A 14511-nucleotide genomic window follows, 5' to 3' on the forward strand; every position below is an offset into this window, starting at 1 on the left:
CCGCCGGAACGGGCGCTGCGAGGACGACCGTGTCCCCGCAGCGCCGCCGGCCGCTCAAGGCCGGTGGGCCGGAACCGCCGCGAGCAGTTCGGCCACGAGCGCCGCGCCGTCGAGGGTCAGGACCGACTCCGGGTGGAACTGCACGGAGGCGAACCGCGGACCGCGCAGCGCGTGCACGTCCCCGGTGGCCGTGTCCCGGGCGACCTCCACGGCGCGGTCGGCGAGCAGCGCCGCGCCATCCGCGTCGCAGCGTGCGGTGAAGCTGTTGTAGAAGCCGACCGTCTCCGGGCGCCCGAAGAAGTCGATCCGCTCCTGGGCGCCCTGGTACGGCTCGTCCTTGCGGACGATGTCCAGGCCGAGTTCGGCCGCCATCAGTTCGTGCCCCAGACACACCCCCAACAGGAAGGTGCGGCCCGAAGGGCCTCGATGAGGGGTGGTGGTCGGGTGGCGGGCGGGCCCGTGCCGGTGCTCGCGCAGCAGATCGGCGGCGAGCCCGCGCAGCAGCCGCATCTTCTCGTCGGTCGCGTCGGCGGGATCACCCGGGCCGGGCCCCAGCACCACCGGCCCCTGATGCCCGAGCACCCGCTCCCGCAGCCCAGGCTCGTCGTACCGGTGCACCGACACCTCCAGGCCCGACGAGCGCAGCAGGTGGGCGAGCATCGAGGTGAACGTGTCCTCGCCGTCGACCACCAGGGCATGGCCGGACAGCCGCGCGGACCTCTCCTGCATCCGCAGCCAGAACGGCGCCAGGTCCGCGCGCCGGGCGTCCAGCGCCGCCCGTACGCGAGGATCGTCGGCGAGCCGGGGCCGCACCGCCGGCCCCTTTGAGCGCCCAGGCCGCACCCCGAGGGCCGCCAGCACGGCCGCCGCCTTGGCGTGCGTCTCGGCCACCTCGCCCAGCGGGTCCGAGTGCCGTACCAGCGTGGCCCCGACAGGGACGCGCAGCGCCCCTGTCGCGTCGATGTCGGCGGTGCGGATCAGGATCGGCGAGTCGAGCGTCTGCGCGCCGGCGCCGTCCAGGCCGATCAGGGCCAGCGCGCCCGCGTAGTAACCGCGGCCGGTACCGTCCCGCCCGACGGGCTCATGGCGCTCGATGACCCGGCACGCGTTCTGCACCGGCGAGCCCGTGACCGTCGCCGCGAACATGGTCTCCTTGAGCACCTCGCGCACATCGAGGGAGGAGCGTCCCCGCAACTCGTATTCGGTGTGCGCGAGATGAGCCATCTCCTTGAGCCGCGGACCCACCACCACACCGCCCATGTCGCCGACGGTGCACATCATCTTCAGCTCCTCGTCGACGACCATCGACAGCTCCTCGCGCTCCTTGCGGTCGTCGAGGAAGCCGAGCAGCGCCTCGGCACTCGGGCCCTCGGGCGGATAGCGGAACGTCCCGCTGATCGGATTCATCACGACCGTCCCGCCGCTCATCCGCACATGCACCTCGGGGCTCGCACCCACCAGGGTCCTCGTGCCCGTGTGGACGACGAAGGTCCAGTACGCGCCCCGCTCGCCGGCCAGCAGCCGCCGGAACAGGGCCAGTGCGTCGGTGCGCGAGAAGCCGGGGATGCGGCCGGTGAAGGTGCGGCGGATGACGAAGTTCGCTCCCTCGCCCTGCCCGATCTCCTCCTCGATCACCCGGCGCACGATGTCCGCGTACTCCTCGTCGCCGACGTCGAACGCACCGCCCTCGACCCGTACGGCGCGCCGGGGGAGCTGCGCGAGGACGTCGTCCAGCGCCAGCTCGTGGCTCTCGTCGGCGACCAGCACGGCGAGCGGCGTCCCGTCGTCGCGGACGTCGAAGCCGCGCTCGGCGATCTGGCGGAACGGGACGAGCGCCAGCGCGGGACGCTCGCCCACGGGGAGGTCGGCGAGGCGTTCGGCGTGGTGCACGTCCCCGATCAGCAACTCGACGGTGCCGTGGTCACGGCCGGGTGTGCGCCGGTGCAGCAGGGCGAACGGAGGGCAGTCGTCGTCCAGGAGCCGGCTGACGAGGCTGTCGTTCATGCGGATGTTCCTTCCGGTGGGAGAGGAACGGCCGCTGGTGGCGAGAACACCGAAGGCCGCCCCTCGGGCGGCCTTGATGATCCGGTGCTGCGCGCGATCAGGAGGTGGGCCGCCGATGTGCGGTCCACCACCAGTTCTGGATCTGCTGCGCGAACATGCCGCCGACCCTAACGCATCCGCCCGCGGCGCTGCGGCACGTCCCACGATGAGGACGGCCGCTGCGCCGCGGGCGGAGTGCCTGCGGCCGGTCAGATCAGCAGGTTGTAGATCTGCCAGCCGTCGCCGATCTTCGTACGCGCGGCGAACGGGGCGGCCGGGTCGCCCGTGCCCTTGTACAGGTACAGGGCGCCCGCCGACTCGCGGGCGATCATGTCGGCCTTGCCGTCGCCGGTGAGGTCCCCGGTGCCGGCGAGGGTGTTGAACCGGCCCCAGCCGTCGCCGATCTTCGTACGCGCGGCGAACGGGGCCGTCGCGCTGCCCGTGCCCTTGTACAGGTACAGCGCACCGGCGCCGTCGCGCGCGACGATGTCCTTCTTGCCGTCGGCATTCAGGTCGCCCGTGCCGACCAGGGTGTTGAACTTGCCCCAGCCGTCGCCGACCTTGAGCTTCGTCAGGAACGGCACCACCGGGTCGCCCGTGCCCCGGTACAGGTACAGGCTGCCGGTCGAGCTCTGGCGGGCGATCATGTCGGCCTTGCCGTCGCCGGTCAGGTCACCGGTTCCGACGAGCAGGTTGAACTGCCCCCAGCCCGTCCCGACCTTGAGCTTCGTCAGGAACGGAGCGCTCTTGTTGCCGCTGCCCCGGTAGTACCAGAGCGTGCCGGAGGAGTCGCGGGCCACCATGTCGCCGGTGCCGTCGGCACGCAGGGTGTCGAGGTTGGTGATGGCGTTGAACTGCTGCCAGCCGCCGCCCACTCGGTAACGGGAGTAGAACGGCGCCGAGGCGCTGCCGGTGCCCTGGTACTGGTACAGGTTGCCGCCGGAGTCACGCCCGAGGATGTTGAACCGGGTGGTGCCGGCGTCCGGAGCCGTGGGCGTGGCCTCGGTGACCTCGGTCGACTTCACCCAGGCCAGGCGGTGGTTGTAGCGGATCGGGATGTAGACATCCGTCTTGCCGACGACCCGGACCTGCGAGGAACCGAAGTAGTCGTCACCCAGGACCGCGTCGCCGGCCTTCGCGTACGCCTGACCGGTCGCGACCGTGTACTTGGAGAGGTAGTTGGGGTTGTCCGTCGGGGCCGCCTGACCGGTGCCGGTGTAGGCCGATGCCTCCGGGAAGGAGCGCCCGTACAGCTTGGCTCCGGTCACGGGCTTCACGAGCGTTCCACCGGTGACAGGCGCCGTGTACTGGCCGCCGGGGTTGCGGAACCACGCCTTCTTCCCGGCGTACCAGATCGCGGTCCAGTCGTTCTGCGCCTCGGCGACGACGTAGGTGCCGCCGGCGACGACCTTGTTCCCCCAGTTGGGTCCTTCGGACCACAGGTACGTGGGGAAGTAGGGGTCGGTCAGCGTCGTCGAGGAGGTGGACGGCGAGGTGTAGAGGTAGAGGAAGTTCGACGGGCGGGGGTCGACGGGCTTGGACGCACCGCCGTAGGTCAGCGTGGGCTGGTTCGCCGTGGTGAACGGCGGCACCACGCGCACCAGCTGACCGGCCTTGAGCGGGCCGCCCGCGCCGCCGGCACCGGTGGGTGCGCCCATCAGCGACATGTAGTGGTTCCAGTCCCAGTACGGACCGGCGTCCCAGTGCATGCCGGCGACCTTGGCGTCCAGCTGTCCCGGTACCTCGTCGTGGCCGATGATGTGCTCACGGTCGAGCGGGACGCCGTACTTGGCCGCCAGGAACTTCACCAGGGCCGCGGACGACTCGTACTGGGGCTCGGTGTACCAGCTGCCCGCCTTGATGGCGTAGCCCTCGTGCTCGATGCCGATGTCGTGCATGTTCGCGGTCCAGTTGCCCGCGTGCCAGGCCACGTTCTTGTTCTCGACCATCTGGGTTACCAGACCGTCGGAGGCACGGATCAGGTAGTGCGCGCTGCCCCTCGCCGTTTCGCTCTGGAAGGCGCTGATGGTGCCGGCGTAGCTGCCCTCGGTGTCGTGGACGACGATCCGGCGGACGTCGAAGCCGTTCGCCGGGCGGCTCGCCAGCGTGTAGTTGCGCTGGCCGGTGCTCGGGACCTCGGCAGGGATGTAGTTGCAGTTCAGGCCGGCCGGGCACTCGGGCGTCGGAGTCGCCGTCGTGCTCACGGTCGTCGCCAGCGGCAGCTTCGACGGCTTGACCGGGTTGGCGGACGGGTCGGCAGGCAGCGTGAGCTGCTGGCCGTCGGCGGTCAGGCGGCTCTCGCCGGTGCGGATCGACTCGAAGACACGCTTGGCGAACAGGTCGGCGCCCTTGCGGTCCGGCGACTGGCTGTAGCGCGCCACCGCCGCGTACCACTCGTCGGCCTCGTCGGGCAGCTCGCCCGTGGCCTCCTTCTGGTACTCGGCGAGGAGCGCGGCGCCCGCGCGGATGCTCGTCCCGGCATCCGCCTTCACGGACTCCTCGGAGCTGTCGATCAGCTCGGCGGCCTCGTCCAGGGTGTGCAGCCTCGGGTCGTCGGTGTCGACCGTTTCCTCCGGCAGGGCCTCCAGCGCCTTGGCGGCGTCGAAGGTCTTCTCGATCTCCGGGTTGCCGCTCGCGTTCAGGTGCGCCAGGCGCTCCTTGTCCTCGTGCTGCTCGACGTCCTCCGGCTGCACGCTGGTCAGCCCCATGACGTTGTACGCGCCGGTGACGCTCGGCTCGCCGCGGTGCGACTCCCAGCGCGTCTGCCGGTACGAGACCGCCATCAGCACGCTCTGGGGAACGTCGAACTCGTCCGCGGCCTTCTCGAACTCCGCCTGGAGCCGAGCCCCCGGTGCCACGGCCGCGGTCTCGCTGTCCCCGCCCAGCAGATCCGGCGATGCGACAGCGACCGTGCCGGCGACGGCGGACGCCACGACGGCAGCGGCGACCCCGTACAGGATCGATCTCTTCTTACGATTTCTCCGATGTCTCGGATTCACGCCCCACCCCAGTTCAAGGCCCACCCCTGCAGGCTCGGAAGTGATGGCGACCGCGGCTCCCCGCCGGGTCGCAAGCGCTTGAGGCTAGCACCGGTGCATGACAACGATGGTCCGGGGTCGTCTCACCTGCTGAGCGCCGACATGGACAGCGCTCCCGACCACGTACTGTTGACGGCGTGACCGTGAACGCTAAGACCACCGCCACCGGTGGCAACACCTGGCGAAACCTGCCCGCGGCGCAGCAGCCCGAGTACCCCGATGCCGAGGCTCTGCGCGATGTGATCGCGGACCTCGAGTCGTATCCGCCGCTCGTCTTCGCGGGCGAGTGCGACCAGCTGCGCGCCCGGATGGGAGCCGTCGCCAAGGGCGAGGCGTTCCTGCTCCAGGGCGGCGACTGCGCCGAGGCCTTCGACGCCGTGTCCGCCGACCACATCCGCAACAAGCTCAAGACGCTGCTCCAGATGGGCGCCGTGCTGACGTACGCGGCCTCCGTGCCGGTCGTCAAGGTCGGCCGGATCGCCGGGCAGTACTCCAAGCCCCGCTCCAAGCCGACCGAGACCCGCGACGGTGTCACGCTCCCCACCTACCGGGGCGACTCCGTCAACGGCTTCGACTTCACCGAAGAGGCCCGCATCCCGGACCCCGAGCGCCTGAAGCGGATGTACAACGCGTCCGCCTCCACGCTCAACCTGGTGCGCGCCTTCACCACCGGCGGTTACGCCGACCTGCGCCAGGTGCACGCCTGGAACCAGGACTTCGTGAAGTCGTCCCCGTCCGGTCAGCGCTACGAGCAGCTCGCCCGCGAGATCGACAACGCGCTGAACTTCATGAAGGCGTGCGGCACCGACCCGGCGGAGTTCCGCACGGTCGAGTTCTACGCCTCCCACGAGGCGCTGCTGCTGGACTACGAGTCGGCGCTGACGCGGGTGGACTCGCGCTCCGGACAGCTCTACGACACCTCGGGCCACATGGTCTGGATCGGTGAGCGCACCCGGCAGCTGGACGGCGCGCACGTCGAGTTCGCGTCCCGGATCCGCAACCCGATCGGCATCAAGCTCGGCCCGACGACGACCGTCGACGAGGCCCTGCAGTACGTCGACAAGCTCGACCCCGAGCGCGAGCCGGGCCGGCTGACGTTCATCGTCCGCATGGGCGCCGACAAGGTCCGCGACAAGCTCCCCGAGCTGGTCGAGAAGGTGACCGCGTCGGGCGCGACCGTGGCCTGGGTGACCGACCCGATGCACGGCAACACCTTCGAGGCGGCCTCCGGCCACAAGACCCGCCGCTTCGACGACGTGCTGGACGAGGTCAAGGGCTTCTTCGAGGTCCACAAGGCGCTCGGCACCCACCCGGGCGGCATCCATGTCGAGCTCACCGGTGACGACGTCACCGAGTGCGTGGGCGGCGGCGACGAGATCTTCGTCGACGATCTGCACCAGCGCTACGAGACGGCCTGCGACCCCCGGCTGAACCGCAGCCAGTCCCTGGATCTGGCGTTCCTGGTGGCGGAGATGTACCGCGACCAGTAGTGACGGCTCGACGACGGTGGGGCGCGGATCGATGTGATCCGCGCCCCACGGTCGTATTCCGGGCTTTTGCGTCCCGTGGGCGGCGGGTAAGGTTAGGTTAGCCTCACCGAGTAATCGGGGCGGCGCCACTTATCGATCCCGCTCGATCTCCCGGGAGGTGAACCGCGTGTACGTCTGCTCATGCTTCGGCATCACGGAGAAGCAGGTCAAGGAACACGCGGAGGCCGGTGCCTGCACCCCCCGCCAGATAGCGTCGGTGTCGAAGGCCGGCACGGACTGCGGTTCGTGCGTGCGCCGCATCCAGGGTCTGCTCGGCCGTGGGGCGTGCCCCCGCCGCGAGCTGCTGGAGAACGGCGACAGCACCGCCGTCCTGGCCGCCGATGGGGCCCCCGGCGCCCGTCCCGCGCTCGACGAGGCCGCCTGAGCCTCGCGCTCCCGCGATCCCGCGCTCGACCCAGACCGCCTGAGCCTCGCGCGATCCCGCGCTGGACGATCACCGGAGCCGCTGGAACCTCGCCCGGTCCGGTGAGCGCCGCGCTCAGCCCTCCGGCTGCTCGATCAGCTGCGCGATGTACAGCGCCTCACCGAGCTTCTCCACCAGCTCCAGCTGCGTGTCGAGGTAGTCGATGTGGTGCTCCTCGTCCGCGAGGATCGACTCGAAGATGTTCGCCGAAGTGATGTCGCCCTTGGCACGCATCACCTCGATGCCCCGCCTGAGGCGGTCGATCGCCTCCACCTCGATCTGCCGGTCGGCCTGGAACATCTCCTGCACCGACTGCCCGATCCGCACATGGAACAGGCGCTGGTAGTTCGGCAGGCCCTCCAGGAAGAGGATGCGGTCGGTGAGTACCTCGGCGTGCTTCATCTCGTCGAAGGACTCGGCCCGGGTGTACTTGGCGAGCTTCGTCCAGCCGAAGTTCTCCTGCATCTTCGCGTGCAGGAAGTACTGGTTGATCGCGGTCAATTCGGCAGTCAGCTGCTCATTGAGGAACTCGATGACCTCGGGGTCGCCCTGCATCGCAGAGGCTCCTTCCACGCGTATGACTGGCAGGTGGGCGCATCCTTGCATCGCGGCGAAGGAGCGTCCAGTAAGTGCCTCCTTAGTAGGAGTTGCCCGAATCAGGCCAGACCTGGTCATGACCACCCTTCCCTGTCTGTCACCATGGAAGGCATGGGTCAGCCGGAGAGCCGGGAATACCGCGCACCAGAGGAGTCGGAGCTTCCGCCGGGACAGCGACTGCAGCGCGGCTGGCCGGTCACCCACTACGGTCCCGTCCCCAAGTTCAAGCCGGACCGCTGGGAGTTCAGGGTCTTCGGCGCCACCGCGGACGGCGACAAGCACTGCTGGAACCACGAGGAGTTCTCGGCGCTGCCGTTCTCGACCGTCGTCGGTGATCTGCACTGCGTCACGAAGTTCAGCATGCTGGCGGCCGAATGGGGTGGTGTGCCCGCCCGTACGGTCGTGGAGCTCGCGCCGCCGGCGCCCGCTGTCACCCATGTCATGGTCTGGGCCGAGTACGGCTTCAGCGCGAATCTGCGGCTGTCCGACTTCGTGGCCGAGCGCACGATCTTCGCCACCCACAAGGACGGTGAGCTGCTCACCGCCGAGCACGGTTTCCCGTTGCGGCTCGTGGTGCCGCACCTGTACGCCTGGAAGGGCCCCAAGTGGGTCCGGGGTGTCGAGTACATGACGGCCGACCGCCGCGGCTTCTGGGAGGAGCGCGGCTATCACAACGTCGGCGACCCCTGGAGGGAGCAGCGTTACTCCTACCAGGAGGAGCCGGGAGACGGCCCGGAGTTCTGAGGCTCAGGGCCGTCTTGAGGCGTCGGGGCGGCGGTGTCAGTGGTGGTACTGGTGGACCACCGCGTGGCCCTTGCCGCGGCCGATCATCCACTTGTTCACGGGAGTGGTGATCAGGAAGGCGATCAGGAAGGCGAAGGCGAGCGCGCCCCAGAACAGCCCGTCCGCCAGATGGGCGTCCATCGCGCCGGGCACCATCAGCAGAACGCCGTTGTCGACGATCTCCATGACGGTGATGGACAGCGTGTCGGCGGCGAGTGCCACGCCGATCGCGGCCTTCAGGCCCACTCCGGCGCGCAGGACCGCCCACAGGGTGAGCGAGTAGCCGAAGAAGAAGGCCAGGGCGATGGCCAGCGCCATGGTCGGGGCGGTGCCCCAGCCCAGGGCCGTACCGATGATCATGCCGAGGACCTCGCCGATGGCGCAGCCGGTGAGGCAGTGCAGGGTCGCCTTGGCCGCCATCGACCAGCTGACCTTGCCGCCGCTGTGGGCTTGATGCCCGTGGGCGTGGACGTGGGCCGCGTGGTCGTGGCTCGTGTGGTCGTGCCCCGTGTGCTGTGTGTGCGCTTCGTGCTGCATGGCGATGCCCCCAACGTCAGGTAGCGGTTCCTGCCGACAGCAGGAACCGTATACCCCCATGGGGTATTCCCTCAATGAGGGAAACTCAGCGAAGTTTCTTCAGCAGCGCCACATCCGCCGTATGTCCCTCCTTGCCGCCCGGCGTCTCGATGATCAGCGGCACGCCTTCGGTCGCGGGATGGGACATGAGCTCGCGGAACGGCTCCTCGCCGATGTGTCCCGCGCCGATGTTCGCGTGACGGTCCTTGTGCGCCCCCACCACATCTTTCGAATCATTGGCGTGGATCAGCTTCAGCCGCCCCGGCCCTACGGTCGCCACCAGCTCGTCCAGCGTCCGCGCCACGCCGTCCGGCGCGGCAAGATCGTGGCCCGCCGCGAAGATGTGACAGGTGTCCAGGCAGACGCCGAGCTTGGGGTGCGCGTCGAGCGCCTCGAAGTACGGCCCGAAGTCCCACGTCCGGTAGCAGAGCGACGAGCCCTGGCCGGCCGTGGACTCCAGCAGCAGATATGGGTCGTCCTCGTGCGTCAGCTCGTCCAGCAGCGGCAGCATCCGCTCCCGCACCTGCGCCAGGGCCACCTCACGGCTGCGTCCTCCCCCGTGGCCTCCGGCACGGGAGGTGCCCCCAGTCGCCGAACCCGTGTGCACCACGACACCCCGGGCACCGATCCGACGGGCCCGGCGCAGCGAGTGGCGCAGCGAGATCACCGACCGTTCGACGGTGGCCTCGGTGTGCGAGCCGAAGTTGATCAGATACGGGGCGTGCACCCATGCCGACATCCCGTCCGCGGCGCACTCCGCCCGGAACCTCTCGTCCTGTGCCGGGTTCCCGGCGGGTGTGGCCCAGCCCCGCGGATTGGCGACGAAGACCTGCACGGCCTCGGCCTCCAGCTCCCGCGCGTAGGGCAGCCCGGTGGTGGCGAGGCCGCCGGCCACGGGGATGTGGCCGCCGACGGGGTTGCGCATCAGCACTACAGTCCCTTGATCTTGATGGTGATCGTGCTGCCCTCCGCAGCTTCGTCGCCGCCCGCGACGGACTGGCTCTCGACCGTCTCGCCGAGGAACGGGAAGCTCTTCTCCACGTCCACCGCGAAGCCCGCCGCCTGGAGCTCCGCGGTGGCGTCGTCGACGTTGTCGCCCACCACATCGGGCACCTCGACCATCCGCGGCCCCTTGGACACCGTGAGCGTGACGGTGTCACCGGCGGCCAGCTTCGTGCCCTCGGGCGCCGACTGCCGGGCCACCGAGCCGGCCTCCTGCGGCGCGTTGATCCGCTGGGCGGCCACCTTCACCTTCAGGCCGGCCTCTTCGAGCTCGGCGGTCGCGTCCGCCACGGCATCACCGGTGACGTCCGGAACCTCGATCGGCGCGCCCTTGCTGACCACCAGCGAGACCGCGCTGTCGGGGCTGCGGCTGCTGCCCGGCTCGGGGTCGCTGCCGATCACCGCACCCTGCGCGACGCTCTCGTCGAACCGCCTCGTCACCACGCCCGGCGCCAGCCCCGCCTTGCGCAGCTTCCGCTCCGCCTCGGCGAGCGGCTTGCCGACGAGCTGGGGGACCTTCACGATCCGCGGGCCTCGCGAGACGATCAGCGTCACCGATCCGTTGCCGCGGATGCGCTCGCCCGTGGCGGGATCACTGTTGATCACCGATCCCCGGGGGACGGTCTCGCTGAAGTCGTGGCGGACCTTCCTGACGTCCAGACCGGCCTGGTCGAGCTGCCGGCGCGCGTCCTTCTCGGACTTGCCGATGACGGCCGGGACACGGGTGAACTGGCCCGAGTTGATGTACCACACGCCCGCCCCGACGCCGAGGACCGCGATGACCGCGAGCACCAGGGCGAGCACACCGCGGCGGGCGAGCGGGCCCCGCGCGGTCGCGCGCCGCTGCGGCGGCTGCGAGACGGGCGGCGGCATCGTCAGCCGTGCGGTGTGGTGGACCTCGGCCTCTTCGGCGGGCAGCGCGCGGGGGATCACGTCCGTACGGTCGTCGTCGTCCGCGGCGGTGCTCACGGGGCCGGCCTCGGCCCGTGCCTGCGGGGGCATCGCGTCCAGCTGCTCGTCACCGAGCGCGGCACGTGCCTCGCGGGCCTGCGCCAGGAGGGCCACGGCGTCGTGCGGGCGGATGTCGGGATTGCGGGCGGTGGCGCTCGCCACGAGCTCGTCGAGCTCGACGGCGAGTCCGGGCACCAGCGCGGAGGGGGCGGGGACGTCGTCGTTCAGATGCCGGTAGAGAACCTGGGCGGGGGTGTCGCCGGAATGCGGTTTCCCGCCGGTGAGCATCTCGTACAGCACGACACCGCACGCGTACACATCGGCGCGGGTATCGGCCGTGCCGTACTCGATCTGCTCGGGCGCGAGATACGAGACGGTGCCCAGCACGGTGCCGGAGGTGTTGGTGACCGAGCCGACCGCGCGCACGAGGCCGAAGTCGGCGACCTTGACCCGGCCGTCGTCCCCTATCAGCACGTTCTCCGGCTTCATGTCCCGGTGCACGAAACCCGCCCGGTGCGCGGCGCCGAGCGCGGCGAGCACGGGCTCCAGGATGTCGAGCGCGGCCCGCGGCCGGAGCGCGCCGCGCTCGCGCAGGACGTCACGCAGGGTGCACCCGGCGACGTACTCCATCGCCAGGTACACGTACGCGCCCTCGGCGCCCTGGTCGAAGACACCGACGACATTGGGATGCGCCAGCCGGGCGACGGACTTGGCCTCGCGGATGAACCGCTCCACGAACGTCGCGTCGGCGGCGAGCCCCGGATGCATCACCTTCAGGGCGAGCACCCGGTCGAGCCGAGTGTCGACGGCCCGGTAGACCGTGGCCATGCCGCCGACGGCGATACGCGCGTCGACGCGATAGCGGCCGTCGAGCACCTGCCCGACGAGGGGGTCTTTGAGGGTCGTGTCCACGGGCCGATTCTACGAGCCACGGGGAGCCGGCTTTACGGGCCGGGGCTGGGCTGCAGCGGAGCTGTGACAGGGGACGCGGGGACGCACCCCCCGGGGTCTCCGCCCCTGGAGCTGCCGGGGCCCTGCACCACGCCGTCGCCGCGCTCCGGGACGCCGGCGACGGCGGGCCCGCCCCGCGCCTTCCCATAAGCGGGGGCTCTGCGCCTTGCGGGCGTGGGGAAGCCCCACCGGGACCGGGCCCGGCCCTGCGCCCTGCGGGCGTGGGGAAACAGGTACGGGGTCCGGGGCGGAGCCCAGTTTGGGGATGGATCAGAACGCCGGGCGTTCCGGGTCCAGCGACGCCCGCCCCTCCACCGGCGACGACGCCTGCGCGAAGTGGCGGCGCGGAATGCGGCCCGCCCGGTACGCCAGCCGCCCCGCCTCCACCGCGTGCCGCATCGCCTCGGCCATCAGCACCGGCTCCTGCGCCCGCGTCACCGCCGATGCCAGCATCACCGCCGCGCACCCCAGCTCCATCGCCAGCGCCGCGTCCGAGGCCGTGCCCGCGCCCGCGTCCAGGATCACCGGCACGCCCGCCTGTTCGACGATCAGCTGGAAGTTGTGCGGGTTGCGAATGCCGAGACCGGATCCGATCGGCGAGCCCAGCGGCATGATCGCCGCGCAGCCCACGTCCTGGAGCTTGCGCGCCAGCACCGGGTCGTCGTTGGTGTACGGCAGGACCGTGAAGCCGTCGTCGACCAGCGTCTCGGCCGCCTCCAGCAGTTCCACCCCGTCCGGCAGCAGCGTGCGCTCGTCGGCGACGACCTCCAGCTTGATCCAGTCCGTGCCCAGCGCCTCCCGCGCGAGCCGTGCCGTCAGCACGGCCTCGCCCGCGGTGAAGCAGCCGGCCGTATTCGGCAGGACCTGGATGCCCAGCCGGGTCAGGACGGACAGGACGGACCCCTGCACTGTCGGATCGAGACGGCGCATGGCGACCGTGGTGAGCTCCGTGCCGCTCGCGAGCAGCGACCGCTCCAGCACGTCGAGGCTCGGCGCCCCGCCCGTACCCATGATCAGCCGTGAGGTGAATGGGGTGCCGCCGATGGTGAGACGGTCGTCGGCCATGGTGCTCAGCCTCCCTGCACGGCGGTGAGGATCTCGACGCGGTCACCCTCGCCGAGCCGGGTGCCCGCCCACTGGCTGCGCGGGACGACGGACTCGTTGACGGCGGCCGCCACACCCGAGGGGGCCGTCGTCAGCGCGGCCACCACCGCGTCCAGGGTGGTGCTGTCGGCAAGCTCGCGGTCCTCGCCGTTGACGGAGACGTTCATGCGGGCTGCTCCTGTCGTACGGGTACGCGCGCGCCTGCGGGGGAGAACCGGCGAGGGCTGAACGGGCGGGCCTCATCGGGCAGTTCGCCCGTGGTGAGCGCGGCGGCGAGCACATCACCGGTCACCGGTGTGAGCAGTACCCCGTTGCGGTAGTGGCCGGTGGCCAGCAACAGCCCCGGCAGCTCGGTGAATCCGAGCATCGGCGCGTTGTCGGGGGAGCCGGGGCGCAGTCCGGCGCGCGTCTCGATGAGCGGCAGTTCCGTGATGCCGGGGAGCAGCTCGTGCGCGTCGCGCAGCAGTTCGTAGACGCCGCCGGCGGTGACGGTCGTGTCCCAGCCCTGTTCCTCGCTGGTCGCGCCGACCACCAGTTCGCCGTTCTCGCGCGGCACCAGGTACACATGGCTGCCGCGCACCACCGCCCGCACCGTGCGGGACAGGAACGGCGCGTACGGGCCCGGCACCGTCAGTCGCAGTACCTGGCCCTTCACCGGCCGCACCGGAGGCAGGACGTCGTCCGGGACCCCGCCGAGCCGGCCGCTCAGGCTGCCGCCCGCCAGCACCACCTGGTCCGCGGCCACCTCGGTGCCGTCGGCCAGCACCGCACCGGCGGCGCGGTCGTGCACGACGAGCAGCCGCTCCGCCCAGGCGCGGCGGAAATCGACACCGGCCCGCTCACAGGCGACGACCAGAGCGGCGGCCAGCCGCCGCGGATCGACCTGGTGGTCCCCGTCGACACGCAGGCCCCCGCGGACGCCCGGCGCGAGCAGGGGCTCGAGGCGGCGGCATTCGCGACCGGTCAGCCACTCGGACTCGAGGCCCGAACGGCGTTGCAGAGCATGCAGGTCCCGCAGGTGCGCGCGGTCGTCGGCGTCGAGGGCGACGGCGAGGGTGCCGCATGCGCGGTAGCCGACCTTCTGCCCGCTCGCCTCTTCCAGCTCGGCGGCGAACACCGGGTAGCGCCGGGCCGATTCGAGGTTGAGGCCGAGCAGCGTCTGCTCGCCGTAGTGGAGTTCGGTGACGGCGGCCAGCATGCCTGCCGCGACCCGCGCCGCTCCGCCGCCGGGCTCGGGATCGGCGACGGCGACGCGCAGTCCGCGCTGCGCGGTGCGCCAGGCCGTGACCATGCCGATGATTCCGCCCCCGACGACGAGGACGTCGGGTGCGTCTGGTGTACGAGACATGGGCGTCCAGCCCCTCCCTTCGCCGGCATGACCCGGATCAGGTTCGTACGGTCGGAGGCCGGCCAGCCTCCCTCTCAGCCCGGTGCGTCCGGGCTCCCGCGAGTGCCTTACGGTGGCCACCCTAACCCCACGCCCAGGCGTGCAGTAAGGGAGCCGCCGTCCCCC

General features: G+C 71.0%; 13 protein-coding genes and 1 riboswitch. Of the genes, 3 read left to right on the forward strand and 10 right to left on the reverse strand.

The window, feature by feature from the left end:
* Positions 1 to 54 precede the first annotated feature (54 nt).
* The 3 genes from J7E88_RS14665 to J7E88_RS14675 all read right to left on the reverse strand — a co-directional run bounded on the left by J7E88_RS14665 (position 55) and on the right by J7E88_RS14675 (position 5042).
* On the reverse strand, positions 55 to 2004 hold the full coding sequence (locus J7E88_RS14665) for an anthranilate synthase family protein (RefSeq protein ID WP_215180933.1): 1950 nt from the start codon (positions 2002 to 2004) through the stop codon (positions 55 to 57).
* Positions 2005 to 2101: 97 nt separating this feature from the next.
* Positions 2102 to 2161, reverse strand: a complete 60-nt coding sequence (locus J7E88_RS37420; protein WP_177152834.1) for a trp operon leader peptide — start codon at positions 2159 to 2161, stop codon at positions 2102 to 2104.
* 91 nt (positions 2162 to 2252) lie between these two features.
* Positions 2253 to 5042 (reverse strand): N-acetylmuramoyl-L-alanine amidase, encoded by a 2790-nt coding sequence (locus tag J7E88_RS14675; protein WP_215180935.1) that lies wholly within the window; start codon positions 5040 to 5042, stop codon positions 2253 to 2255.
* Positions 5043 to 5224: 182 nt separating this feature from the next.
* On the opposite strand from J7E88_RS14675, the gene J7E88_RS14680 reads away from it, so the two are divergent.
* Entirely contained in the window at positions 5225 to 6571 is a 1347-nt protein-coding gene (locus tag J7E88_RS14680; protein WP_215181532.1) for a class II 3-deoxy-7-phosphoheptulonate synthase, read from the forward strand.
* A 166-nt stretch (positions 6572 to 6737) separates the two neighbouring features.
* Positions 6738 to 6995, forward strand: a complete 258-nt coding sequence (locus J7E88_RS14685; RefSeq protein WP_215180937.1) for a bacterioferritin-associated ferredoxin — start codon at positions 6738 to 6740, stop codon at positions 6993 to 6995.
* A gap of 114 nt (positions 6996 to 7109) precedes the next feature.
* Here the strand turns inward: J7E88_RS14685 and bfr are convergent, their stop codons facing one another.
* The gene (gene bfr, locus J7E88_RS14690; protein WP_215180939.1) at positions 7110 to 7589 is read right to left on the reverse strand and encodes a bacterioferritin; all 480 of its coding nucleotides are present in this window, start codon (positions 7587 to 7589) and stop codon (positions 7110 to 7112) included.
* Positions 7590 to 7742: 153 nt separating this feature from the next.
* On the opposite strand from bfr, the gene J7E88_RS14695 reads away from it, so the two are divergent.
* Positions 7743 to 8375 carry a sulfite oxidase-like oxidoreductase gene (locus tag J7E88_RS14695; protein WP_215180941.1) on the forward strand — a complete coding sequence of 211 codons (633 nt, stop codon included), beginning with the start codon at positions 7743 to 7745 and terminating at the stop codon, positions 8373 to 8375.
* A gap of 36 nt (positions 8376 to 8411) precedes the next feature.
* On the opposite strand, the gene J7E88_RS14700 is transcribed toward J7E88_RS14695, so the two are convergent.
* The 6 genes from J7E88_RS14700 to thiO all read right to left on the reverse strand — a co-directional run bounded on the left by J7E88_RS14700 (position 8412) and on the right by thiO (position 14346).
* Positions 8412 to 8951 carry a DUF4396 domain-containing protein gene (locus J7E88_RS14700; RefSeq protein WP_215180943.1) on the reverse strand — a complete coding sequence of 180 codons (540 nt, stop codon included), beginning with the start codon at positions 8949 to 8951 and terminating at the stop codon, positions 8412 to 8414.
* An 85-nt stretch (positions 8952 to 9036) separates the two neighbouring features.
* On the reverse strand, positions 9037 to 9915 hold the full coding sequence (locus J7E88_RS14705; protein ID WP_215180945.1) for a deoxyribonuclease IV: 879 nt from the start codon (positions 9913 to 9915) through the stop codon (positions 9037 to 9039).
* A gap of 5 nt (positions 9916 to 9920) precedes the next feature.
* Positions 9921 to 11855, reverse strand: coding sequence for a Stk1 family PASTA domain-containing Ser/Thr kinase (pknB, locus tag J7E88_RS14710; protein ID WP_215180947.1), 1935 nt, complete (start codon positions 11853 to 11855; stop codon positions 9921 to 9923).
* Between the two features lie 309 nt (positions 11856 to 12164).
* On the reverse strand, positions 12165 to 12959 hold the full coding sequence (locus J7E88_RS14715; protein ID WP_215180949.1) for a thiazole synthase: 795 nt from the start codon (positions 12957 to 12959) through the stop codon (positions 12165 to 12167).
* 5 nt (positions 12960 to 12964) lie between these two features.
* Positions 12965 to 13165, reverse strand: coding sequence for a sulfur carrier protein ThiS (gene thiS / locus J7E88_RS14720; protein WP_215180951.1), 201 nt, complete (start codon positions 13163 to 13165; stop codon positions 12965 to 12967).
* Positions 13162 to 14346 (reverse strand): glycine oxidase ThiO, encoded by a 1185-nt coding sequence (gene thiO / locus J7E88_RS14725; protein WP_215180953.1) that lies wholly within the window; start codon positions 14344 to 14346, stop codon positions 13162 to 13164. The genes thiS and thiO overlap by 4 nt, the downstream gene beginning before the upstream one ends.
* Positions 14344 to 14456: riboswitch (TPP riboswitch) on the reverse strand. Its footprint overlaps the gene before it by 3 nt.
* Positions 14457 to 14511: the final 55 nt, after the last annotated feature.

The sequence above is a fragment of the Streptomyces sp. ISL-10 genome (assembly GCF_018614575.1).
Classification (GTDB): domain Bacteria; phylum Actinomycetota; class Actinomycetes; order Streptomycetales; family Streptomycetaceae; genus Streptomyces.

Bases quoted from the DNA above. Each gene is read 5' to 3' on its own strand.
- thiS (WP_215180951.1), bottom strand. From the start codon at position 13,165: ATGAACGTCTCCGTCAACGGCGAGGACCGCGAGCTTGCCGACAGCACC.
- J7E88_RS14700 (WP_215180943.1), bottom strand. From the start codon at position 8,951: ATGCAGCACGAAGCGCACACACAGCACACGGGGCACGACCACACGAGC.
- bfr (WP_215180939.1), bottom strand. From the start codon at position 7,589: ATGCAGGGCGACCCCGAGGTCATCGAGTTCCTCAATGAGCAGCTGACT.
- J7E88_RS14715 (WP_215180949.1), bottom strand. From the start codon at position 12,959: ATGGCCGACGACCGTCTCACCATCGGCGGCACCCCATTCACCTCACGG.
- J7E88_RS14695 (WP_215180941.1), top strand. From the start codon at position 7,743: ATGGGTCAGCCGGAGAGCCGGGAATACCGCGCACCAGAGGAGTCGGAG.
- J7E88_RS14705 (WP_215180945.1), bottom strand. From the start codon at position 9,915: ATGCGCAACCCCGTCGGCGGCCACATCCCCGTGGCCGGCGGCCTCGCC.
- J7E88_RS14665 (WP_215180933.1), bottom strand. From the start codon at position 2,004: ATGAACGACAGCCTCGTCAGCCGGCTCCTGGACGACGACTGCCCTCCG.
- thiO (WP_215180953.1), bottom strand. From the start codon at position 14,346: ATGTCTCGTACACCAGACGCACCCGACGTCCTCGTCGTCGGGGGCGGA.